The sequence below is a fragment of the Streptomyces sp. NPDC021225 genome (assembly GCF_044332865.1).
Classification (GTDB): domain Bacteria; phylum Actinomycetota; class Actinomycetes; order Streptomycetales; family Streptomycetaceae; genus Streptomyces.
This window is the reverse complement of record NZ_JBIRPV010000001.1, coordinates 506999-528674: the sequence shown is the minus strand read 5'-3', so window position 1 is coordinate 528674 and position 21676 is coordinate 506999. Positions and strand designations below refer to the sequence as shown.

At 71.5% G+C, this 21676-nt stretch carries 16 protein-coding genes; 7 read left to right on the top strand and 9 right to left on the bottom strand.

Translation table 11 applies throughout. From position 1 onward, the window contains the following. Positions 1-4: 4 nt before the first annotated feature. Both ACH4S9_RS02390 and ACH4S9_RS02385 read right to left on the bottom strand, forming a co-directional pair. Positions 5-2095, bottom strand: a complete 2091-nt coding sequence (locus tag ACH4S9_RS02390) for an FUSC family protein (protein ID WP_311729612.1) — start codon at positions 2093-2095, stop codon at positions 5-7. A gap of 116 nt (positions 2096-2211) precedes the next feature. Continuing rightward, on the bottom strand, positions 2212-2667 hold the full coding sequence (locus tag ACH4S9_RS02385; protein WP_398369286.1) for a hypothetical protein: 456 nt from the start codon (positions 2665-2667) through the stop codon (positions 2212-2214). A 280-nt stretch (positions 2668-2947) separates the two neighbouring features. Between ACH4S9_RS02385 and ACH4S9_RS02380 the strand changes: the two genes are divergently transcribed. Beyond that, on the top strand, positions 2948-4018 hold the full coding sequence (locus ACH4S9_RS02380; protein WP_398369284.1) for a hypothetical protein: 1071 nt from the start codon (positions 2948-2950) through the stop codon (positions 4016-4018). Positions 4019-4068: 50 nt separating this feature from the next. Here the strand turns inward: ACH4S9_RS02380 and ACH4S9_RS02375 are convergent, their stop codons facing one another. From ACH4S9_RS02375 to iolC, 6 genes are all read right to left on the bottom strand, one after another. Beyond that, positions 4069-6882: a hypothetical protein gene (locus ACH4S9_RS02375; protein WP_398369282.1), complete on the bottom strand. Its 2814-nt coding sequence runs from the start codon at positions 6880-6882 to the stop codon at positions 4069-4071. 196 nt (positions 6883-7078) lie between these two features. Next, positions 7079-8575, bottom strand: a complete 1497-nt coding sequence (locus ACH4S9_RS02370) for a CoA-acylating methylmalonate-semialdehyde dehydrogenase (protein WP_361182742.1) — start codon at positions 8573-8575, stop codon at positions 7079-7081. Between the two features lie 37 nt (positions 8576-8612). Further along, the gene (gene iolD, locus ACH4S9_RS02365; RefSeq protein WP_398369280.1) at positions 8613-10496 is read right to left on the bottom strand and encodes a 3D-(3,5/4)-trihydroxycyclohexane-1,2-dione acylhydrolase (decyclizing); all 1884 of its coding nucleotides are present in this window, start codon (positions 10494-10496) and stop codon (positions 8613-8615) included. After that, entirely contained in the window at positions 10493-11422 is a 930-nt protein-coding gene (iolB, locus tag ACH4S9_RS02360) for a 5-deoxy-glucuronate isomerase (RefSeq protein WP_385340786.1), read from the bottom strand. The genes iolD and iolB overlap by 4 nt, the downstream gene beginning before the upstream one ends. Before the next feature lie 75 nt (positions 11423-11497). Further along, a complete protein-coding gene (locus tag ACH4S9_RS02355; RefSeq protein ID WP_311729619.1) occupies positions 11498-12385 on the bottom strand; it encodes a deoxyribose-phosphate aldolase in 888 nt (295 codons plus the stop codon). Positions 12386-12507: 122 nt separating this feature from the next. Next, positions 12508-13455, bottom strand: coding sequence for a 5-dehydro-2-deoxygluconokinase (iolC, locus tag ACH4S9_RS02350; protein WP_311729620.1), 948 nt, complete (start codon positions 13453-13455; stop codon positions 12508-12510). Between the two features lie 278 nt (positions 13456-13733). On the opposite strand from iolC, the gene ACH4S9_RS02345 reads away from it, so the two are divergent. The 6 genes from ACH4S9_RS02345 to ACH4S9_RS02320 all read left to right on the top strand — a co-directional run bounded on the left by ACH4S9_RS02345 (position 13734) and on the right by ACH4S9_RS02320 (position 19306). Continuing rightward, complete coding sequence (locus tag ACH4S9_RS02345) at positions 13734-14750, top strand: sugar ABC transporter substrate-binding protein (protein WP_311729621.1); 1017 nt, start codon at positions 13734-13736, stop codon at positions 14748-14750. Positions 14751-14757: 7 nt separating this feature from the next. Beyond that, complete coding sequence (locus ACH4S9_RS02340) at positions 14758-15825, top strand: ABC transporter permease (RefSeq protein ID WP_398369276.1); 1068 nt, start codon at positions 14758-14760, stop codon at positions 15823-15825. 5 nt (positions 15826-15830) lie between these two features. After that, complete coding sequence (locus ACH4S9_RS02335; protein WP_352128370.1) at positions 15831-16697, top strand: ATP-binding cassette domain-containing protein; 867 nt, start codon at positions 15831-15833, stop codon at positions 16695-16697. Positions 16698-16923: 226 nt separating this feature from the next. Next, positions 16924-17841, top strand: a complete 918-nt coding sequence (locus ACH4S9_RS02330) for a sugar phosphate isomerase/epimerase family protein (RefSeq protein ID WP_385340778.1) — start codon at positions 16924-16926, stop codon at positions 17839-17841. A 49-nt stretch (positions 17842-17890) separates the two neighbouring features. Continuing rightward, on the top strand, positions 17891-18910 hold the full coding sequence (locus ACH4S9_RS02325) for a Gfo/Idh/MocA family oxidoreductase (RefSeq protein ID WP_311729625.1): 1020 nt from the start codon (positions 17891-17893) through the stop codon (positions 18908-18910). Between the two features lie 189 nt (positions 18911-19099). Continuing rightward, on the top strand, positions 19100-19306 hold the full coding sequence (locus ACH4S9_RS02320) for a MerR family transcriptional regulator (RefSeq protein WP_311729626.1): 207 nt from the start codon (positions 19100-19102) through the stop codon (positions 19304-19306). 35 nt (positions 19307-19341) lie between these two features. On the opposite strand, the gene ACH4S9_RS02315 is transcribed toward ACH4S9_RS02320, so the two are convergent. Continuing rightward, a complete protein-coding gene (locus tag ACH4S9_RS02315; RefSeq protein WP_398369272.1) occupies positions 19342-21651 on the bottom strand; it encodes an MMPL family transporter in 2310 nt (769 codons plus the stop codon). Between the last annotated feature and the right edge of the window lie 25 nt (positions 21652-21676).

Here is a 21676-nt window from a genome sequence, read left to right as displayed (position 1 = left end):
GGCACTAGCGGCTGTGCCCGCCCCGGCCGGGCTTGATCGCGAGGGCCTGCGGCAGATCGTCCAGCGCCTCGACCAGCAGTTCGGCGCCGCGCACCGCCACCCCCTGCCGCTCCCCCTCCCGTATCTGCCACCGCTCCAGGGCCTCGTGCACCGGGCCCCACTCGGGCGGCCGGCGCTCCCGTACGGCCGAGACCGCATCCGGCAGCGACTCCCGCAGCGCCGCCGCGAACTCCGCGGCCTCCTTCGACGCGGGCGCGTCCCGGGCGGGCAGATGCGCCTCCAGCAGCATCGTGACCCGGCCCATGGTGGACAGCGCCGTCTGCGCCGCCCGCGCCGCGCCACGGGACAGCCCGCGGTGGCGCACCGGCTCCTGATGCGCCCGCGCCTCGCTGCGCTCCCAGGCCGACCGCGCCGCCCGGGCGTCCAGCAGCGCCTCCCGCACCTGGCGGGGGCGGCGGTCGGCGGGGCGGGCATGGGCGTCGAAGACGGCCACCGCGTAACGGCCGTTCGTCTCCAGCCAGTCGGCCAGCCGGTCCCGCAGCAGCGGTGTCTCCCAGGCGGGGAAGATCACATAGGCGGCCATCGCCAGCAGCCCGCCCAGCAGGGTCAGTGCCACCCGCGCCGCCACCGTCTGCGACCAGCCCTCGCCCGCGATGCCCAGCAGGAAGACGACATACGCGGTCACACACGCGGAGGCCACGATGAAGCCCGTGCGCAGCAGCAGGTACAGCAGCGCGGCGCAGACCACGGCCAGCGCCGCGCTCACATACGGACCGGGGTGGGCCAGCGCCATCACCGCACCACCGATCACCACACCCCCCAGGGTGCCCGTGAAGCGCGCGACGCCGCGCGAGAAGGTCTGGGCGAAGTCGGGCCGCAGCACCATCACCGAGGTGAGCGGCGCCCAGTAGCCATGGCCCCACGGCAGCGCGGCCCCCAGCAGATAGCCGCAGGAGGCGACCACGGACACCCGCACCGCGTGGCGCAGCACGGGCGAGGACCAACGCGCCTCGCGCCGCAGGGCGCGCAGCGCCACCGGCACCATGCCGGGGACGGTGGGCCGGGGCAGATACCGGCGGTCCTTGGCGCCCTCGGCCGTCACCGCCTCGACCGGCTCGTCCGAGGACTCCACCACATCGGCCACCAGCGCCATCAGCCGGAGCGCGGCGCGGCGGCCTGCGCCGCTGAGCATCGGCCCGGTCGGGGGCACTTCCAGCACCGCCATGGCGTCGGGCGGCAGCCGCACCGGCTTGCCCCAGCGGATGGCGTGCGCCACCGCGTCCAGCACGGTGGCGGTCGCGCCGAGCAGGGCGCGCGCCCGGTCGCGCTCCGGGCCCTCGGGCGCGGCTCCCACCACCGGGTCGGCGAGCGAGGCCAGCACCGGCCGGATCCGCTCGGCGAGCAGCCGGTAGCCGCGCAGCTGGCGCGGGCGCCGCCGGGCCTGGCGGGGCGTCAGGGCGGCGGCGCTGCGGGCCTCCATCAGCGGCTGCGGGTCGAACGGCGCCACCGGGTCATAGCGCAGCCGGCGCGCGTAGTCGGCCACCGCGGCGAGCGCGTCCGCGAGGGCGTCGCGCTGCACCCCCCACGGCCGGACCGGGAACAGCACGATGAGCGCGGCCTGCACCACGCCGCCGAACCCGATCAGGGCGGCGTGCTGGAGCGCGCCGAGCACCGAGGTCGGGAGGGTGACGGTCACCAGCATCACCGCGACCATCTGGGTGGACACCAGCCCGGACACCGGGCCGACCGCCCAGGCCATGCCGGTCAGCAGCGTCCAGACGGCGACCATGATCAGGAAGGTGACGGTGTGGGCGGCGGCCAGATAGCCGAGGAACGTGGACACCGCCAGCCCGCCCGCGGCGGCCAGCGCGAGCGCGGGGCGCGGCCGCCAGCTGCGCTGGAAGGTCGCGATCCCCGAGGAGAAGGCGCCGAACGCGGAGGAGACCGCGAGGGTCGGCGAGCCGAGCCACATGGTCAGGCCGATGACCAGGGCGACCCCGCACGCGCCGCGCAGTGCGACGAGCGGTTCCAGCCGGGTGCGCTCGATCGCAAGCCCGGCGCGTGCGGTCGCCTTCAGCGCGTGTGACCAGGTCATACGCCGAGACTACGGTTTTGATCCACAGAGCTGAACCAGCCGTTCCGCACTGGTTCGTCACATCCGCCGCATCACACCCGCGGCATGGCTTCGTCGGATCCGCGTCGGCGTATCACTCAGTCCTCCGCCCCGCAGTAGACGTCCAGCAGCTTCATCGGCTTGCTGCCGTCGAGGTCCACATACGCCGTGAAGGACGCGGTCCGCGGCTCGCCGCCCCAGGTGGTGGTGATCGTCGCCCAGCCCACCCGCGCCGACTGGGCCGTGGTGACCTCCCCGACCTCGATGTCCCGCGGAGTGTTCTGCGCGCACAGCAGCACATCGAAGTCCGGGTTCTGGGCGGCCTTCTCCTTGAGCTGTGCCGAGACCAGGTGCTTCCGCTCCCAGGCGGTCGGGCCGTGGTTGCCGTAGAAGCCCTCCAGGAAGTGGTGGATCTCCTCGGCGGTGTAGCGGTTGTTGGGGTCGGTCTGCGCGGAGGCGGCCGCGGGCGAGCCGGCCGCGAGAGTGAGGCCGAGGCCGAGCGCGGCCGCGCAGCCCCCGGCGAGCGCCGCGGAGCGGCGCAGAGTACGAAGCATAAGAAATACCCCCGTGAAGTGCTGTTTCGATCGGTGAGCGGTCATCTGACCATTGATCGGTCGAACACCAAGAAAGACCCTCACGGACATCGGATGGTTGCTCCTCCGCTCCGCTACAGGCGTGTAACAGCACGGCCGCGGCCCGACTCGATGCCGGAGCCGGATGGCTCCGCGCGCCCAACAGGTGTCCCGACAGGTGGCCTCCCCATTCAACGGAGAAAACCCGTCCGTTAGCCTGTGGCGGTCATCGTCCTGGAACCACCTCAGGGGACTCGTAAACATGCGCCACCACATATCCGGATCTGGGCGAACGGTTGTCTCTGCAGTCGCCCTCGCCGTCGTACTCACCGCCTGCTCCGGATCCGGCGGTGGATCGGACTCTTCCGACAAGGGCGGCAAGGACGCGTCGTCGTCCCCGTCGGCCGCGGTCGGCGTCATCTCCCTCAAGGCGGCACAGAAAGTCCTGCTCAACTACGCGAAGGTCAACAACGAGGCCAACGCCGCCCGGGATCCGAAGAAGATCGCCGAGATCGAGGACGGCGCGCTGCGGCAGCAGAGCCAGGCGACCTTCACCCAATTCAAGACTCTGTCCAAGAAGGAACAGGATTCCTACAAAGTCCCCTTCTACTATCCGGTCAAGGGCGCCCACTTCTACATTCCGCCCAAGGGCTCCGAGAGCGTCTTCTTCGTCGACACCCGGATCACCGGCACGAACATCGACGAGGGCCGCCGCCGGCTGATCGCCTTCAAACAGACGAAAGGCAACGAGGGTGCCGCCTGGAAGGCGGTGGGCGTCGGCAACCTCGACAGCAAGACCAAACTGCCGAAGATCCAGCTGGACGGCGACGGATTCGCCTCCGCACTCAAGGAGTCGGACCAGGTGGGCGGCACCACCCTCGCCGATCTGCATGGGCTGTCCCAGGACATCTTTCTGACCGGCGGCAAGAGCGCGGACAGCACGTTCACGCAGAACGCTGCCGTGAAGGCCTGGAAGAAGAGCTACGCGGACCGCGCCGACTTCCCCGACGGCTGCGTCAACGGCAAGTACAAGGCCGCCCCCACCGCGGACGACACGGTGTACGGGCTCAAGACCGCCGACGGTGGCGCCGTGGCTCTTTACGGTTTCGGCATCGACTACTTGAACTGGCCGAAGGCCGATGGCATGAACTGCACCTCCGTCATGCAGATCGACAACATGCCCACGGTCACGGGTGTCTACCTGGACGGCAGGGGCACCTCCACCTTCCTGACCCGCACCGATTCGTCGCTCACCATGGCTGTCGTACCGCCCTCGGGCAAGCGGGTCCGGGTCACCGGATACAGCTTCCAGCTCATCAACGCCAAGGGCTAGACAGCCGCTGTCCAACGCCCGCCGCGCACGCCGAGAGCCGAATCGCGGGTTCAGCCGTCCTTCGGGCAGGCGAACTCGCCCTTCGGCCCCCAGCGTTCGACCCGCCCAGTGTTCTGCGCGAACGAGCCGCAGAACAGGACCGGTTCGGAGCCCTTCGCCGTGTGATGCAGGATCACCAGCGGCTTGTCGCGCGAGACCTTGGCGCCTCGCCCGAAGTCCAGATAGCCGCTGGCTCCTTCCTTGCTGATGCCGTTGTCGAGGCTGATCTGCACATTGGACCGCTCCACATCACCGGTGCTGGCAAACGCCTCGTTGGCCGCGGCGGCAATCAGCTGCATCGCGTCATGGGCCAGCGCCGCCCGGCCGTCGTTGCGCCACAGGTCCTTGGCGCCGAACGCCGCGGCGTACTCCGCGTTGAACTCCTGGGTGACGTCGCTGCCGCGCGGATGCCCGGCGGGCAGCACATGGGCCGTGTGGTAGAGCCGCAGCCAGGGCCGGGCCTCGTACTCGCCGGAGAGGGCGGCGGTGGTCAGCTCATTGCCGCCCAGGACCGTGAGCTTCCGCCCCTCGCAGGAGGTGTCGTCCCCGAAGACATCGAGGAACGCGGTGAACTCGCGCGCCCGGGACGCCCAGTACAGGACTGTACGGGGCTGGGCCTTGATCCGCTCGCAGACCGCGTCGGCCACGTCCTTGATGCTGTCCTCGTGCGTGACGCGGTTGCCGCCCGACCCCGGGGCGCCCGACTCGGAGGCGCCGCCGGACCGGCCGCCGGGCGAGTACTCCAGCTTGGACCAGTCCCCGCCGAACTGCTCGGCGAAAAAGTTTCCGATCTCCTTGCTGTACAGGTCCGCGGGGTCCTGGACCACCACCGCCGCCTCGGCCGGCGAGCACCCGCCCGAGCCGCCGTCCATGATGTTTCCCCGATGGGCGAAGTCGGCCTCGATCCGCGCCTCGCGGCTGTTGGTCGGCGCCACCCGGCGGTAGTAGGGGCTCACGTTCATCGCGTCGGCCGTGGCTGTGGTGCCCACCATGGGAATCTTCGCCCGGCCCAGCTCACGGACGGCCGCCTGGGTCTGCTTCAGGCTCTGTGAGAAGGCCACCACGCCGATGATGCCGGAGCCCTTCCGCCCCGCCTCCTCGACGACCTGCCGCGCGCGGCGCTCGGCGTCCTTGTATCCCTCGCCCCCGTTGAGCATCCGGACGCGCAGCCATACCTTCTGCGAGTCGTTCCGCGCCTCGTCGTTGAGCGCGCGCTGGGCCAGCGCGATGCCGCGCAGCTCCGGCACGGCGCCGTTGTACCGCTGGCCCTCCTGGTCCTTGGCGACCTCCGCGCCGATGTGCACGACCGTACGGGCCTCGGCTCCGCGCCGCAGCACCGCCTCGTCGACCCGCTTGTTCTCCTCCTCGATCATGAGCGCCGCGGCCTCGTACTGCTGCCGGGGCGGTGTGGCGCCCAGCTCCGCCCGGCCCGAGAGGGGGCCACCGGACGCGCCGCCGAGACAGCTCTCGTCCTCGCCGCCCATCGTCATGGGGATCAGCCACGCCCCCAGCACACCCAGCACCGCCACCAGGGCCACCCCCTCCAGCACCGCCTCGGCGACCGGGCCCATCCGGAAGTCCCGCGGAGAGACCGGGCCCGAACGGGGCGCGGTGCCCGACCTGACCCCGGGCGGCAGCGGCACCAGCGGCGCCAGCAAGGGCTCGAGGCCGCCCTCCGGCGCCCCCGTGGCGTGGTCCAGCGCCGTGGCGGCGTCCGACAGCCGGGCGCAGCGCTCCCCCGGGACCACCACCCCTGCCGGGCCCGTGGCCACCACGACGGTGGCCGCGCACTCCAGCTCCTCGGCCGCGGTCCCGTACGCGCTCAGAAAGCGCGCCGCCGGATCGCCACTTCCGCCATCAGCGCCCAGCTCCAACAGCACGGTGAAGCGCGTGGCTCTCCGACGCCGCCACGGCGAGACCCGCCCGGGCCCGGCCGTGGCCTTCAGATCCGCCAGCAGGGCGCGCAGCAGCAGCTGCTCAACGGTGGAGAGCCACTCCTCCCCCTCCGGCCCGTGTCCCGCCTCGCTCTCGTCCTGTCGCTCACCCTCCGGCGCGGGCAACTCCACCAGCTGCGCGGCGCTCTCGAAGAACTCCTCGGAGCGCCTCCCATGACCGCTCCCCCGCCAGTCGGCGAACCAGCCGGTGGTGCCCGACCACAGCAGCCGACGGGTGCAACGGCGCGCCCACCACCAGCGCGGTAAGACCTGAAACGCCGGGCGGGCGACGGCGGCCAGCGCGAGCGCCAGCCAGCCGGGGCCCTGTGCGGGGCTCTGCGCCGTCGGCGGATCACCGCCGCCCAGCTGCCACAGCGCCCGCAGCACCGGGCCTCGTCTGCGACGCCCCTCGTAACAACGGTCGCGCATCTGCTCGCCGGTGAGCGACTGAGCCCCGGGCCCCTGCTCCAGGGCGCACTCGACGACATCGCGCATCAGCTGGAAGTCCGGCAGGCGCAGCCGCCCGGTCCTGGGCGGAACGTCCTCGCACAGCCGCTGCCCGACGGCCAGCGTCAATGGACGGCGGCCCCGCACGGCGCGGGCCGCCTCGGCCGCCCCCAGCGCCGCGTACGGCACCAGCTTGCCGCCCCGCTCGCGGCGCAGACACCGCTCCAGACCGCGCATGGCCCGGTGCGCCCGCCCGCCCGGATCCTCGCCCCCACCGTCACCCTCGCCGCTCTCCCCACCCTCGGCGAGCAGCACCACCGGCGGCAGCACATCGCGCGCCGCGGCCCGCCGGTCCGCCGGCACCACCGCCCGCTTGAACGCCGCCATGAACTCGTCGGCGCCCTCCCCCTCCAGAAATCTCGTCCCGACCTGACGCCCGCTCATCGGCACCGCGATCGCCCCCAAGTCCCTCTGCGCGCCGTTCCCCCGTGCGCGAATGTCCGTTTGGGATCCCCTTCTCTGATACACACGAAACCCCCCACCGGTTCCGCACCGGCGGGGGGCTTCACTCGAACGGGTGGTCGATCAGATCGGGCCCGCGAGCGGACCTGCCGCGACCCGGGACTTCACTGACATACCGTCAGTGGTTCTTCGGGAAGCCGAGGTTGATCCCGACCTCCTCCGACGGCTCCGGCCAGCGGGTGGTGATGACCTTGCCGCGGGTGTAGAAGCGCACCCCGTCGTTGCCGTAGATGTGCTGGTCGCCGAAGAGCGAATCCTTCCAGCCGCCGAAGGAGTGGTAGCCGACGGGCACCGGGATCGGCACGTTGATGCCGACCATGCCCGCCTCCACCTCCAGCTGGAAGCGGCGGGCGGCGCCGCCGTCGCGGGTGAAGATGGCCGTGCCGTTGCCCCACTTCGAGCTGTTGATCAGCTCGATGGCCTCGTCGTACGTCTCGGCGCGGACCACGCACAGCACCGGGCCGAAGATCTCGTCACGGTAGGCGTCGGCGGTGGTGGGCACCTTGTCCAGCAGCGAGACGCCGATGAAGAACCCGTTCTCGTGGCCCTCGACCGTGTAGCCGGTCCCGTCCACCACGACCTCGGCGCCCTGGGCGGCGGCGCCGTGCACATAGGAGGCGACCTTGTCGCGGTGCTCCTTGGTGATGAGCGGGCCCATCTCGGAGGCCGGGTCGTCGCCGGGGCCGATGCGGAGCCTGGCCGCGCGGTCGGCGATCTTCTTCACCAGCTCGTCGCCCGTGTCGCCCACCGCGACCACGACCGACACGGCCATGCAGCGCTCGCCGGCCGAGCCGTACGCCGCGTTGATGGCGTTGTCCGCGGCGAAGTCCAGGTCGGCGTCGGGCAGCACCAGCATGTGGTTCTTGGCGCCGCCGAGCGCCTGCACCCGCTTGCCGTGCTCGATGGCCTTCGCCTGGATGTACCGGGCGATCGGCGTGGAGCCGACGAAGCTGACCGCGGCGACGTCCGGGTGCTCAAGGAGCCGGTCGACGGCCACCTTGTCGCCGTTGACGACGTTGAGCACGCCGTCCGGCAGGCCCGCCTCGGCCGCCAGCTCGGCCAGCCGCCAGGAAGCCGAGGGGTCCTTCTCGCTGGGCTTGAGCACAAAGGTGTTGCCGCAGGCGATGGCCACCGGGAACATCCACATCGGCACCATGGCCGGGAAGTTGAACGGCGTGATGCCGGCGACCACGCCGAGCGGCTGGCGGATCGAGGCGACGTCGACCCCGCTGGAGACCTGGGTGGACAGCTCACCCTTCAGCTTCTCCGCGATGGAGCACGCCAGCTCGACGATCTCCAGGCCGCGGGCCACCTCGCCCAGGGCGTCGGAGTGCACCTTGCCGTGCTCGGCGGTGATCAGCCCGGCGATCTCGTCGCGGTGGGCGTCCAGCAGCTCGCGGTACTTGTAGAGGATCGCGGTGCGCTTGGCCAGCGAGACGGTGCCCCAGGACGCGAACGCGTCCTGGGCGGCGGCCACGGCCGCGTCCACCTCCGCCACGGAGGCGAACGCCACCCGGGTCTCCTGCGCGCCGGTCGCCGGGTTGTAGACCGGGCCGAAGTCTCCCGACGCGCCCTCGACGGGCTTGCCACCGATCCAGTGGTTGACGGTCTTCATGGGTGCGGAGCCTTTCTCTTCAGTCACAAGTCGGCGGTCAGAGGTGGCGGCGGCGGGCCGCGGCCTGCCGGTCGTACGCCTCACGGGCCTTGACGGCTGCCGCGCGGGTCGCGGTCTGGGCAACGGGCACATCCCACCACGCCTGCGCCGCGGGCGCGCCGGACACTGTGTCGGCTGTTTCGGTCTCCACATAGACACATGTGGGCCGGTCCGAGGCGCGGGCCGCGGCCAGCGCCTCGCGCAGTTCGGCCACGCTCCCGGCGCGGATCACCTCCATGCCGAGCGAGGCCGCGTTCGCGGCCAGGTCGACGGGGAGCGGGTCGCCGGAGTACGTGCCGTCGGCGGCGCGGAAGCGGTAGGCGGTGCCGAAGCGCTCACCACCAGTCTCCTCCGACAGGCCGCCGATGGAGGCGTAGCCATGGTTCTGGATCAGCACGATGTTGATGTTGACGCCCTCCTGGACCGCGGTGACGATCTCGGTCGGCATCATCAGATACGTGCCGTCCCCGACCAGCGCCCACACCGGCCGGTCGGGCGCCGCGAGCCGGACGCCGATGGCGGCCGGGATCTCGTAGCCCATGCAGGAGTAGCCGTATTCGAGGTGGTACTGGCGCGGCGAGCGGGCCCGCCACAGCTTGTGCAGGTCGCCGGGGAGCGAGCCGGCCGCATTGATGATCACGTCCTCGTCGCCGACGGTCGCGTCCAGGGCGCCCAGGACCTGGGTCTGGGAGGGCCGGGCGGACTCGTCCCCGGCGGCGTACGCGGCGTCGACCCGCTGCTCCCAGCGCGCCTTCCCGGCGGCGTACTCGGCCTCGTACGCCTCCTCGACGCGATGGCCGGCCAGCGCCTGGGTGAGCGCCTCGAGACCGGCGCGGGCGTCGGCGACCAGGGTCGTCGCGCTGAGCTTGTGCGCGTCGAACGGCGCGATGTTGAGGTTGAGGAAGCGGACGCCGGGGTTCGAGAAGAGGGTCGCGGAGGCGGTCGTGAAGTCGCTGTAGCGGGTGCCCACGCCGATGACCAGGTCGGCGGCGCGGGCCAGGTCGTCCGCGACCGCGGTGCCGGTGTGTCCGATGCCGCCGATGTCGGCGGGGTGGTCGTGGCGCAGCGAGCCCTTGCCGGCCTGGGTGGAGGCGACGGGGATGCCGGTGGCGTCGACGAGCGCGCGCAGGGCCTCCTCGGCCTCGCTGTGGTGGATGCCGCCGCCCGCGACGATCAGCGGCCGCCGGGCGGAGCGCACGGCGCTCGCGGCCGCGGCCAGCTCGGCCGGCTCGGGCGCCGGGCGGCGTACGTGCCAGACGCGGTCGGCGAAGAACTCCTCGGGCCAGTCGAACGCCTCGGCCTGGACGTCCTGCGGGAAGGCGAGGGTGACGGCGCCGGTGTCGGCCGGGTCGGTGAGCACCCGCATGGCCTGGAGCGCGGCCGGGATCAGCGACTCGGGGCGGACGATCCGGTCGAAGTAGCGGGAGACCGGCCGCAGACAGTCGTTGACCGACACATCGCCCGCGAAGGGAACCTCCAACTGCTGGAGCACCGGGTCGGCGGGGCGGGTCGCGAAGGTGTCGCCGGGCAGCAGGAGCACGGGCAGCCGGTTGACGGTGGCCAGGGCGGCGCCGGTGACCAGGTTGGTGGCCCCCGGGCCGATGGAGGTGGTGACGGCCTGGGCGGCGAGCCGGTCGGACTGGCGGGCGTAGCCGACGGCCGCGTGCACCATGGCCTGCTCGTTGCGGCCCTGGAGATACGGCATGGCGCCCTGGCCGGTCTCCAGCAGCGCCTGGCCGAGGCCCGCCACATTGCCGTGCCCGAAGATGCCCCAGCAGGCGGTGATGAGGCGCTGTCGCCTCCCGTCGCGCTCGGTGTACTGGTGGGTCAGGAACTCCACCAGTGCCTGGGCGGTGGTGAGCCTGCGGGTGGCTCCGCTCATCGTGGGTCTCCCAAGGGGGCGTCGTAGAGGGGGAGGCGGGGGTCGACGGGCTGGTCGGGCCAGGTGGCGCGGATCCAGGCGTGGTCGGGGTGGTCGCAGATCAGCCAGTCGCGGTCCTGCCCGGGGCCCGCCATGACGTTGAGGTAGTACATGTCGTGGCCGGGGGCGGCGATGGACGGGCCGTGCCAGCCGTCGGGGATCAGGACCAGGTCGCCGGAGCGGACCTCGGCGAGCACATCGGTGCCGCGGCCGCGCCCGGAGGGGGAGACCCGCTGGTAGCCGACGCCCTCGTTGCCGTGCGCCTCGGCGATCTCGAAGTAGTAGATCTCCTCCAGCTCGGACTCCTCGCCGGGGCGGCACTCGTCGTGCTTGTGCGGCGGGTACGAGGACCAGTTGCCGCCGGGGGTGAGGACCTCGACCGCGATCAGCTTGTCGCACTCGAAACTGCCACCTGATTTTCCGCCTCCGGCGGGGGCGGCGGCGCCGAAGTTGTTCACCTGACGCGAGCAGTTGCCGGTGCCGCGCAACTCGACGGGGACGGCGGAGGCCGGTCCGTAGCGGGCGGGCAGCCGCCGCTCGCAGCGGGCGCCGGTGAGCGCGAACCGCCCGCCCGCCTCGCTCGCGATCTCGGCGTGCGCGTCGCGCGGCAGATACGCGAAGTCGCTGACGCCGCTGAACACGCTCTCCCGGCCGTGCAGTTCGAAGGTCCGGCCCTCCGTCACCACGGTGCAGCCGCCGCTCAGCGGCAGCACGATCCACTCGCTGTCGCCGGTGGCCAGCCGGTGCGAGCCACCGGGCGGCAGGTCGAGGACGCGCAGCGAGGAGTAGCCCCAGCCGGCCCGCTCGGGGTCGATGTCCACGGCGTACGGCCCGGCGGCCGCCTTGCCGGCCTGGAGATGGAAGCTGGAGGGGTCCGTAGTGGTCATGTCGTCAGTCTCCGCCTTGTCACGTCTTGTCGGCGCTCGCCTGTGCCTGTCTGCGCTATGCCCTGGTCCCCGCCGTCACAGCAGGCCGACGGCGGTGTCGACGGCCTGCTCGACGCTGCCTTCCGCCGGGTAGAGCAGCGCGCGGCCGACCACCAGGCCCTGGACGGTGGGCAGGCGCAGCGCCTTGCGCCACTTCTCGTACGCGCCCTCCTGGTCCTGCGGGCTCTTGCCGACGTCCCCGCCGAGCAGCACCGCGGGGAGCGTGGAGGTCTCCATGACGGCCGCCATGTCGTCGGCGTCGTCCGTGACCGGCACCTTCAGCCAGGTGTACGCGGAGGTTCCGGCGAGCCCGGAGGCGATGGCGATGGACTTGGTGACGGCCTCGGCGCGCAGGTCGTTGGTGACCTTGCCGTCGATCCGGCGGGAGATGAAGGGCTCGACGAAGATGGGCAGCCGGCGCTCGGCCATCTCGTCGATGGCTCTGGCCGTGGAGACCATGGTGGCCAGCGAGCCCTCGTCGGAGTAGTCGATGCGCAGCAGCAGCTTGCCCGCGTCGAAGCCGAGCCGGGCGATGTCCTGGGGGCGGTGGCCGGTGAAGCGGTCGTCGAGCTCGAAGGAGGCCCCGGCCAGGCCGCCGCGGTTCATCGAGCCCATGACGACCTTGTTGTCGAGGGCGCCGAGCAGCAGCAGGTCCTCGAGGATGTCGGCGGTGGCGAGCACTCCGTCGACGCCTGGGCGGGACAGGGCGACGCACAGCCGCTCCAGCAGCTCGGCGCGGTTGGCCATGGCCAGCTTGTGGCCTCCGACGGCGAGGGCGCCGCGCGCGGGGTGGTCGGCGGCGACGATCATCAGACGGCCGCTGTCGCCGATGAGGGGGCGCCGGACGCGGCGGGCGGCCGCCTCGGCGATCGCCTCCGGGTGCCGGCTCCGCACCGTGACGAGGTCGGAGATGCTGATGCTCAACGTTGTGCTCCTCGCAGTCGCGTTCATGAGATCACGCCGTCCGCCCGGGCCGCGCGGCCCGGGCCCGCCGGGGGCTGTAGGAGCGGGTGATCAAGAGAAGGGGATGGCTGGGCGCCGGTGTGTCAATCCCCGGCGAGCAGGGCCTCGACCTCGGCTTCGGTGGGCATCGCGGAGGAGCAGGCGAGGCGGGACGCCACGATGGCGCCCGCGGCGTTGGCGTACCGCATGATGCGCTCCAGGTCCCAGCCGGACAGCAGGCCGTGGCACAGGGACCCGCCGAACGAGTCGCCCGCGCCCAGGCCGTTGACGACCTCGACGGGGACCGGCGGCACCTCGGCCGTGGTGCCGTCGCGGTGCACGGCGAGGACGCCCTTGGGGCCCTGTTTGACGACGGCGAGCTCCACCCCCGCCTCGAGCAGGCTCTCGGCGCAGGCCGCGGGGACCCGCACCCCGGTGGCGACCTCGCACTCGTCGAGGTTCCCGACGGCGACGGTGGCGTGGCTCAGCGCCTGCTTGTAGTAGGCGCGTGCCTCGGCCGGGTCCGGCCAGAACATCGGCCGCCAGTCGAGGTCGAAGACGGTCGGGCCGGCCTTGGCGCGCGCCTCCAGCGCGGCCAGGGTGGCGGCGCGGCTGGGCTCCTCGCTGAGGCCGGTGCCGGTCATCCAGAAGATGCGGGCGGCGCGCACGGCGTCGAGGTCCAGCTCGCCGGGGTGGATCTCCAGGTCGGGGGCCTTGGGCCGGCGGTAGAAGTACAGCGGGAAGTCGTCGGGCGGGAAGATCTCGCAGAACGTGACCGGCGTGGGGTAGGCGTCGACCGGGGTGACCCAGCGGTCGTCCACGCCGAACTCGCGCAGCGCCTGGTGGATGTACTCGCCGAAGGGGTCCGCCCCGGTGCGGCTGATCACCGCGGTGCGACGGCCGAGCCGGGCGGCGGCCACCGCGACATTGGTCGCGGAGCCGCCGAGGAATTTGCCGAACGTCTCGACCTGCGGCAGCGGGACACCGGTTTGAAGGGGATAGATGTCCACCCCGATCCGGCCCATCGTGATCAGGTCGTACGGCTCACTCATGCGTACCCCTTCAGGAAAGACGCAGCTCAGACTGATGGCCCACGAACGCCGGGGCGGCTGTGGCCCTTCAGGTCTAGACGCGCCGCCCGCCCCCTGTCAAGGATTTGTCCTTACATTCGGACCTACCATGCGCACCGGGGGGCGACGTTATCACGTCGTTACGTCCAGATGAAATGTTGTCATGACAAACCCTTGACAGCCCACGGCCCCGGGGAGTTGGCTCCCCTTCTGCAACGGCCGTGTCAACAACGGTCCCGGCTGGAGAGGTGCTGGAACAGATGGACCTCAGAATCAACCGAACCCGCAGAGCGACGGCCCTGGCCGCACTGGTCACGGCAGGCGTCCTCGTCGCCACCGGATGCAGCAGCCAAGGCGGCAAGAAGGCCCAGGAAGACTCGGGAAACATCGCCGTCAGCGGCAAGGCGAAGACCCCCCGGCTGAAGATCGCGATGATCACCCACGCCCCTCCCGGAGACACCTTCTGGGACACCATCCGCAAGGGCGCGCAGGCCGCGGCGGCCAAGGACAACGTCGAGCTGGTGTACTCCAGCAGCGCCAACGCCGCCGACCAGGCCAACTACATCCAGAACGCCATCGACCAGCACGTCGACGGCATCGCGGTCACCCTCGCCAAGCCCGACGCCATGAAGGGCGTCATAGCGAAGGCGGAGAAGGCCGGCATCCCGGTCGTCGGCTTCAACGCCGGACTCGACAACTGGAAGGACATGGGCCTGCTGGAGTACTTCGGCCAGGACGAGTCCATCGCCGGCCAGGCCTTCGGCAAGCGTCTTAACGAGCTCGGCGCCAAACACAACATCTGTGTGATCCAGGATCAGGGCCATGTCGCCCTCGAGGCCCGCTGCGCCGGCGTGAAGAAGACCTTCAAGGGCAAGACGGAGAACCTCTACGTCAACGGGACCGACATGCCGTCGGTCAAGTCGACGATCAGCGCAAAGCTCAAGCAGGACTCGAGCATCGACTACGTCGTCACCCTCGGCGCCCCCTTCGCCCTCACCGCCGTGCAGTCCGCCAAGGAAGCGGGCGGCAAGGCCAAGGTCGCCACCTTCGACCTCAACAAGACCCTCGTCAACGCGGTCAAGAGCGGCGATGTGCAGTTCGCCGTCGACCAGCAGCCCTACCTCCAGGGCTATCTGTCGATCGACTCGCTGTGGCTCTACAAGGTGAACGGCAACTTCAGCGGCGGCGGCGAGCAGCCGGTGCTGACCGGACCCGCCTTCGTCACCAAGGACAACGTGGAGACCATCGCCAAGTTCGCCGAGAAGGGCACCCGGTGATCGCCCGATGACCCAGGCCACGACGCCGGCGGCCGCCACGCCGCCGGCCTCCCCCACCGTTCCCACGTCCCGCACCACCGAGCGCTCGCTGGTCCGCAGGACGCTGGCCCGCCCCGAGATCGGCGCGCTGGTCGCGGCCGTCGGCGTGTACCTCTTCTTCTTCGCCGTCGCCCCGACCTTCCGCCAGGCCGACGCCTTCGCCACGGTCCTCTATCAGGGGTCCACCATCGGCATCATGGCCCTGGCCGTCTCCCTGCTGATGATCGGCGGCGAGTTCGACCTGTCGGCCGGTGTCGCCGTCACCTCCTCGGCGCTGACCGCGAGCATGCTCAGCTTCCAGCTCACCACCAATGTGTGGGTGGGGGTCGTGGTCGCCCTGGCCGTCTCGCTCGCGGTGGGCCTGATCAACGGTGTGCTGCTGATCAAGACCGGACTGCCCAGCTTTCTGGTCACCCTCGCCAGCTTCCTGATGCTCCAGGGCGCCAACCTGGCCGTCACCAAGCTGCTGACCGACAATGTCGCCTCCGACCCGATCAATGACATGGACGGCTTCGACCAGGCCAAGTCGGTCTTCGCCTCCGAGGTCTCGATCGGCGGCGTCGATGTGAAGATCACCGTGCTGTGGTGGCTGTTCTTCGCGGCCATCGCCACCTGGGTGCTGCTGCGCACCAAGTTCGGCAACTGGATCTTCGCGGTCGGCGGCTCCAAGGAGAGCGCCCGGGCCGTGGGCGTCCCGGTGACCTTCACCAAGATCGCGCTGTTCATGACCGTGGGCTTCGCGGCCTGGTTCGTCGGTATGCACCTGCTGTTCGAGTACAACACCGTGCAGGCCGGCGAGGGCGTGGGCAACGAGTTCTACTACATCATCGCGGCGGTGATCGGCGGCTGTCTGCTCACCGGCGGCTACGGCTCGGCGATCGGCGCGGTTCTCGGCGCCTTCATCTTCGGCATGGTCAACCAGGGCATCGTCTACGCCAACTGGAACCCCGACTGGTTCAAGTTCTTCGTCGGCGTGATGCTGCTGCTCGCGACGCTGGTCAATCTGTGGGTGCGCCGCCAGGCGACCAGGAGGTGATGGCAATGACCACCAACCAGATCAAGGAAGCCGCCCCGGGGCAGGACCCGGAGCCGGTGGTCCGGCTGAACGGCGTCGGCAAGCTCTACGGCAACGTCCGCGCGCTGCACGGCATCGACCTGACCGTCCGGCCGGGCCGGGTGACCTGCGTCCTGGGCGACAACGGCGCCGGCAAGTCCACCCTCATCAAGATCGTGTCCGGGCTGCACCAGCACGACGACGGGGAATTCCTCGTCGACGGCAAGCCGGTGCGGCTCTCCAACCCGCGCGCGGCCCTCGACCTCGGCATCGCCACCGTCTACCAGGACCTGGCCACCGTGCCGCTGATGCCGGTGTGGCGGAACTTCTTCCTCGGCTCCGAGCTGACCCGCGGCCCCTGGCCCGTACGCCGCCTGGACATCGAGCGGATGAAGCGGACCACCGACGAGGAGCTGTCCGCCATGGGCATCCACCTCGACGACCTGGACCAGCCCATCGGCACCCTCTCCGGCGGCCAGCGCCAGTCGGTGGCCATCGCCCGGGCCGTGTACTTCGGCGCCCGGGTGCTGATCCTGGACGAGCCCACGGCGGCGCTCGGCGTCAAGCAGTCCGGCGTGGTGCTCAAGTACATCGCCGCCGCGCGCGAGCGCGGGCTCGGCGTCATCTTCATCACCCACAACCCGCACCACGCCTACATGGTGGGCGACCACTTCTCGGTGCTCAGGCTCGGCGCGCTGGAGCTGAACGCCGCCCGCGCGGACGTCACCCTGGAGGAGCTCACCAACCACATGGCGGGCGGGGCCGAGCTGGCCGCCCTCAAGCACGAGCTCGCGCAGGTCCGCGGGGTCGATGTCGAGGAGCTCCCCGAGACGGTGCAGACTCCCTCCGCCTGACCCCTTTCGCCCCCCCTCTTCCGAACCCCGTGCCGACGGTAGGTTCACCTTGACATCCTGACCTTACGTCCGAATGTCCTGACGACCCTTGACGGACGGCCACCCGGGCCGTGAAGCTGCCCGAAAACAACATCACCCGGGCACACACCACGGCTCGCCGCCCGCACGCAATCCGCACCGCGCCCCTTCCCCGGTCACCGACGACCGGTGAGAGGAGATCCCCTCCATGACTGCCGCCTCCCCCGTACCCGCCCTGGACCGCATCCGGGTCGGCTCGGCCCCCGACTCCTGGGGGGTGTGGTTCCCCGACGACCCGCAGCAGGTCCCCTGGCAGCGCTTTCTCGACGAGGTCGCCGAGGCGGGCTACGAGTGGATCGAGCTGGGCCCGTACGGCTATCTGCCGAGCGACCCGGCGCGGCTCACCGAGGAGGTCGGCCGGCGGAATCTGAAGGTCTCGGCCGGCACGGTCTTCACCGCGCTGCACCGCGGCCCCGGCGTCTGGGACGCCACCTGGGAGCATGTCTCCGAGGTCGCCGGGCTCACCCAGGCCATGGGCGCCCGCCACCTGGTCGTCATCCCCGCCTTCTGGCGGGACGACAAGACCGCCGAGCTGATCGAGCCCCCGCAGCTGACCGCCGAGCAGTGGCGCCATCTGTCCACCGGCATGGAGCGGCTGGGCCGCCAGGTGCGGGAGCGGTTCGGGCTCGACATCGTGGTCCACCCGCACGCCGACACCCACATCGACGGCGAGGAGAACGTCGCCCGTTTCCTCGACTCCACCGACTCCGACGTGGTCGGCCTCTGTCTGGACACCGGCCACTACGCCTACTGCGGCGGCGACAGCGTCAAGCTGATCGAGACCTACGGCGAGCGCATCGGCTATCTCCACCTCAAGCAGGTCGACCCCGAGATCCTGGCCGACGTGGTCAAGAACGGGGTGCCCTTCGGTCCCGCCGTCCAGCGCGGGGTCATGTGCGAGCCGCCCGACGGCGTCCCCGCCCTCGAGCCGGTGCTGGCCGCGGCCCAGAAGCTGGGCGTGGACCTGTTCGCCATCGTCGAGCAGGACATGTACCCCTGCCCGCCCGACAAGCCGTTCCCGATCGCCCAGCGCACCCGCCGCTTCCTGCGCTCCTGCGGCGCCTGACACCACACCCGCGCACCCGCCACACCAGAACAGGGAGAGAAGACACACCATGACGCAGCAGGGGACGCTCGGAGTCGCCGTCATCGGTACCGGCATGATGGGCGCCGACCACGTCCGCCGGATCAACGACGTGATCAGCGGGGCGCGGGTGGCCGCCGTCGTCGACATCGACGAGGCCCGCGCCAAGCATGTCGCCGACGGTGTCGAGGGCGCCCGGGCCTACACCGACCCGGCCGCCGCCATGGCCGCCCCGGACGTGGACGCGGTGCTGATCGCCTCGCCCGGCCCGGCCCACGAGGCCGCGCTGCTCACCGCCTTCGAGCACGACCTGCCGGTGCTGTGCGAGAAGCCGCTCACCCCGGACCCGGCGTCCGCGCTGCGCGTGCTGGAGGCCGAGCAGCGGCTGGGCCACCGCCGGGTCCAGGTCGGCTTCATGCGCCGCTACGACAGCGAGTTCATGAAGCTCAAGTCGCTGCTCGCGGGCGGCGAACTCGGGCGTCCGCTGCTGCTGCACTGCCGCCACCGCAACGCCTCGGTGCACTCCTACTTCACCAGCGACATGCTCATCACCGACTCGGTGGTGCACGAGATGGACCAGTCCCGCTGGCTGCTGGAGCAGGAGATCACCGCGGTGACCGTGCTGCGCCCGGCCCCCACCGCGAATGCCCCCGAGGGGCTCGGGGACCCGCAGTTGGTGATCTTCGAGACCGACGGCGGAGCGCTCGTCGACGTCGAGATCTTCGTGACCTGCGGCTTCGGCTATCAGGTGCAGGCCGAGGCGGTCTGCGAGCGCGGCACCGCGCGGGTCGGCGACGCCCACGGCATGCTGATCAACCGCGCGAGCGGCTGGGGCGGCGAGATCGCCCCCGACTTCGTGGCCCGCTTCGAGGAGGCGTACGACCGCGAGGTCCAGGCCTGGGTGAACGCCACCCGGCGCGGCGCGGTGGAGGGCCCCAGCACCTGGGACGGCTATGCGGCCGCCGCCGTCTCCGAGGCGGGGGTCCGGGCCCAGACCACCGGTGAGCGCACGGTCGTGGAAATGATCGAACGACCCGCGTTCTACAGCTGAGTCACCCGGCTGTCACGGCCGTCACATCTCGGCGATCCTTCCGTCACAAGCCTTCAACAACGCCTACCAGCGCGTCACTCACCGTCGTTGACCGGGCACAGGCTGAGTGATCACAAGCGGTCGCGCCGCAGTTTCCCCCAACGGCCCCTCGCGGACCGTGACTGCGGCGCCCGGAGGAAGGCGCGAGAGATGACCGACCGGAGGCTTTGGTCGTACAAGGAGATCGCCGCGCACATCGGCGTGCGGACGGACACCGTACGGTCATATCGCAAGCACGGCCTGCTGCCGCCCCCCGATCTCGTGGAGGGCGGCAAGCCGTTCTGGTACGCGGACACCATCCGGACCTGGGTGACCCTCAGACCCGGCAACCGCTCCCGCCGCGGGCCTGAGGCGTAGGGGGCGGACGCCCCTGGCCCGCCCCCGGCCAGGCACTAGCCGCCCGCGCTCACCCGGCGCCGCGCCTCGTCCCGCGCGGGGCCGCGCTCGCCGTCGTCCGCGCCCCCGACGGGGGCGGCGCCGGGGGCCGGGCCCGTGGACTCACCCTCGCTGAGGCCGATACGGGCGTGCAGCCGGCGCAGCGGGGCCGGGGCCCACCAGGTCGCCCGGCCGGTCAGCCGCATCACGGCGGGCACCAGCAGGCTGCGCACCACCATGGCGTCCATCAGGACGGCCAGCGCGATGCCGAGGCCGAGCATCTTGGTGTTGGTGACCCGCGAGGTGCCGATGGCCACCATGACGACGGCGAGGATCACGGCGGCCGCGGTGATCAGCCCGCCCGTGCGCCGCACGCCGAACTCGACGGCGGCCCGGTGGTCGCCCGTGCGGTCGTACTCCTCCTTCATCCGGGAGAGCAGGAACACCCCGTAGTCCATGGAGAGTCCGAAGGCCACACAGAACATCAGCACCGGCAACGTCGTCTCGATGTCCCCGGTGCTGGTGAAGGACAGCGGGCCGGAGAGATGCCCTTCCTGGAAGACCCACACCACCGCCCCGAACATCGCGGTGAGGCTGAGGGCGTTGAGCAGCACGGCCTGAAGGGGGATCAGCACGCTTCCGGTGAGCAGGAAGACCAGCAGCAGGGTGACGACCACGATGATGGCGAGGGCCCAGGGCAGCCGCTCGGCTATGGAGTGCTTGCTGTCCACCAGCACCGCGGCGACGCCGGTGACCGAGGCGGCGAACGGCGGGTGCTGGGCGCGGATGTCGCGCACCAGCCGCTGGCTCGACTGGTCCACGACCTCGCCCTTGGACAGCACCGTGATGTACGCGGCGCCGTCGGCGGCGCGCAGCGCCTCCGACGGGCCGGGCTCCGCCACCTGCCGGCCGCCGGCGAACCGGCCGGCCGGGCTGTCCACACGCGCCACCCCGGGCAGGGCGGAGATCCGGCCGCTGTAGTCGGCGAGGGCCGCCTGGCCGGGCCGGGAGTCGACGAGGATGTCGATCGCTCCGCCGGGGTTGCCGGGGAAGTTGTCCCTGATGTGCTGCTGGACCACATGGGACTCGGCGCTCGCGGGCAGCTGGCGGTCATCGGCGGTGCCGAACTCCACCCGCAGGAAGGGCAGCCCGAGAACGATCAGACCGGCGGTGGTGGCCAGCGCGAACAGCGGGGCCCGGCGCATCACCAGCCGGGCCACCCGGGCCCAGCCCGCCCCGGACTCGCCGCGCTCCCGGCGGCCGCGCCGGATCAGCCGGTTCAGGTCCAGCGCGTTGACCCGCTCGCCGAGCAGGGCGAGCGCGGCGGGCAGCACCACCAGCGCGGCCAGCGCGGCGATCAGCACCACGGCGATGCCCGCGTAGGCGAACGAGCGCAGGAAGTACTGCGGGAAGACCAGCATCGCGGCGAGCGAGACGGCGACGGTGAGCGCGGAGAACAGCACCGTACGGCCCGCGGTGCGCAGCGTGGCGGCGATGGCGGGCAGCGTCCCGGCGCCCCGGGCCAGCTCCTCCCGGAAGCGCCGCACGATGAACAGGGCGTAGTCGATGGCGAGTCCGAGGCCGAGCGCGGTGGTCAGGTTCTGGGCGAACACCGAGACATCGGTGAACTCGGTGAGGCCGCGCAGCACGGCGTCGGTCCCCAGGATCGCGATGATGCCCACGCCCAGCGGGAGCAGGGCGGCGACCGCGCTGCCGAAGACCATGACGAGCAGCACCAGGGTGATGGGCAGGGCGATCATCTCGGCCCGCAGCAGATCCTCCTGGATGGTGGTCTGAAGTTCATGGCGCACCGCGACCGGGCCGCCGATCGAGACCTTCACCGGACCGTGGTCGCCCCGGTAGGCGGGGGCGATGCGCTCCAGCGTCTTCGAGGCGGCGGTCTCGTCGCCCACGATCCGCGCCGCGATCAGGGCCTCGCGCCCGTCCCTGTCCCGCAGGCCGGCGGCCCCGTCCCAGTAGGAGGTGACGCCGGTGACCGACGGCTCGCCCGCGAGCTTTCCGGCCAGCGCGCGGCCCTCGGCGGCGACCGCCGGGGTGTCCACCGTCGCCTTGCCGGTGTCGACGAGCAGGAGCAGATTCGGCTGGGAGGCCGGGAAGTGCTTCTCGAGCGCCTTGGTGGCGTAGGCCGACTCGGCGGCCGGGTCCTGCCAGCCGCCGCTTCCCAGCCGGTCGGCGACCCCGCTGCCGGCCACGACGGCCAGGGCCGTGAACAGCAGGGCGAGCAGCAGGGTCAGCCGCGGACGGGCGGTCACCACCCCCGTCCAGCCTCTGCCCCGGCTCTCGTGCGGCCGGTTGACAACGGTCATAGCGCGGTGTCCCCTTCACCTGTGC

Coding starts and splice junctions, on each gene's coding strand:
- iolC (WP_311729620.1), bottom strand. CDS start 13,455: ATGAGTGAGCCGTACGACCTGATCACGATGGGCCGGATCGGGGTGGAC.
- ACH4S9_RS02330 (WP_385340778.1), top strand. CDS start 16,924: ATGACTGCCGCCTCCCCCGTACCCGCCCTGGACCGCATCCGGGTCGGC.
- ACH4S9_RS02340 (WP_398369276.1), top strand. CDS start 14,758: ATGACCCAGGCCACGACGCCGGCGGCCGCCACGCCGCCGGCCTCCCCC.
- ACH4S9_RS02390 (WP_311729612.1), bottom strand. CDS start 2,095: ATGACCTGGTCACACGCGCTGAAGGCGACCGCACGCGCCGGGCTTGCG.
- ACH4S9_RS02315 (WP_398369272.1), bottom strand. CDS start 21,651: ATGACCGTTGTCAACCGGCCGCACGAGAGCCGGGGCAGAGGCTGGACG.
- ACH4S9_RS02370 (WP_361182742.1), bottom strand. CDS start 8,575: ATGAAGACCGTCAACCACTGGATCGGTGGCAAGCCCGTCGAGGGCGCG.
- ACH4S9_RS02335 (WP_352128370.1), top strand. CDS start 15,831: ATGACCACCAACCAGATCAAGGAAGCCGCCCCGGGGCAGGACCCGGAG.
- ACH4S9_RS02385 (WP_398369286.1), bottom strand. CDS start 2,667: ATGCTTCGTACTCTGCGCCGCTCCGCGGCGCTCGCCGGGGGCTGCGCG.
- ACH4S9_RS02375 (WP_398369282.1), bottom strand. CDS start 6,882: ATGAGCGGGCGTCAGGTCGGGACGAGATTTCTGGAGGGGGAGGGCGCC.
- ACH4S9_RS02320 (WP_311729626.1), top strand. CDS start 19,100: ATGACCGACCGGAGGCTTTGGTCGTACAAGGAGATCGCCGCGCACATC.
- iolB (WP_385340786.1), bottom strand. CDS start 11,422: ATGACCACTACGGACCCCTCCAGCTTCCATCTCCAGGCCGGCAAGGCG.
- ACH4S9_RS02345 (WP_311729621.1), top strand. CDS start 13,734: ATGGACCTCAGAATCAACCGAACCCGCAGAGCGACGGCCCTGGCCGCA.
- ACH4S9_RS02325 (WP_311729625.1), top strand. CDS start 17,891: ATGACGCAGCAGGGGACGCTCGGAGTCGCCGTCATCGGTACCGGCATG.
- iolD (WP_398369280.1), bottom strand. CDS start 10,496: ATGAGCGGAGCCACCCGCAGGCTCACCACCGCCCAGGCACTGGTGGAG.
- ACH4S9_RS02380 (WP_398369284.1), top strand. CDS start 2,948: ATGCGCCACCACATATCCGGATCTGGGCGAACGGTTGTCTCTGCAGTC.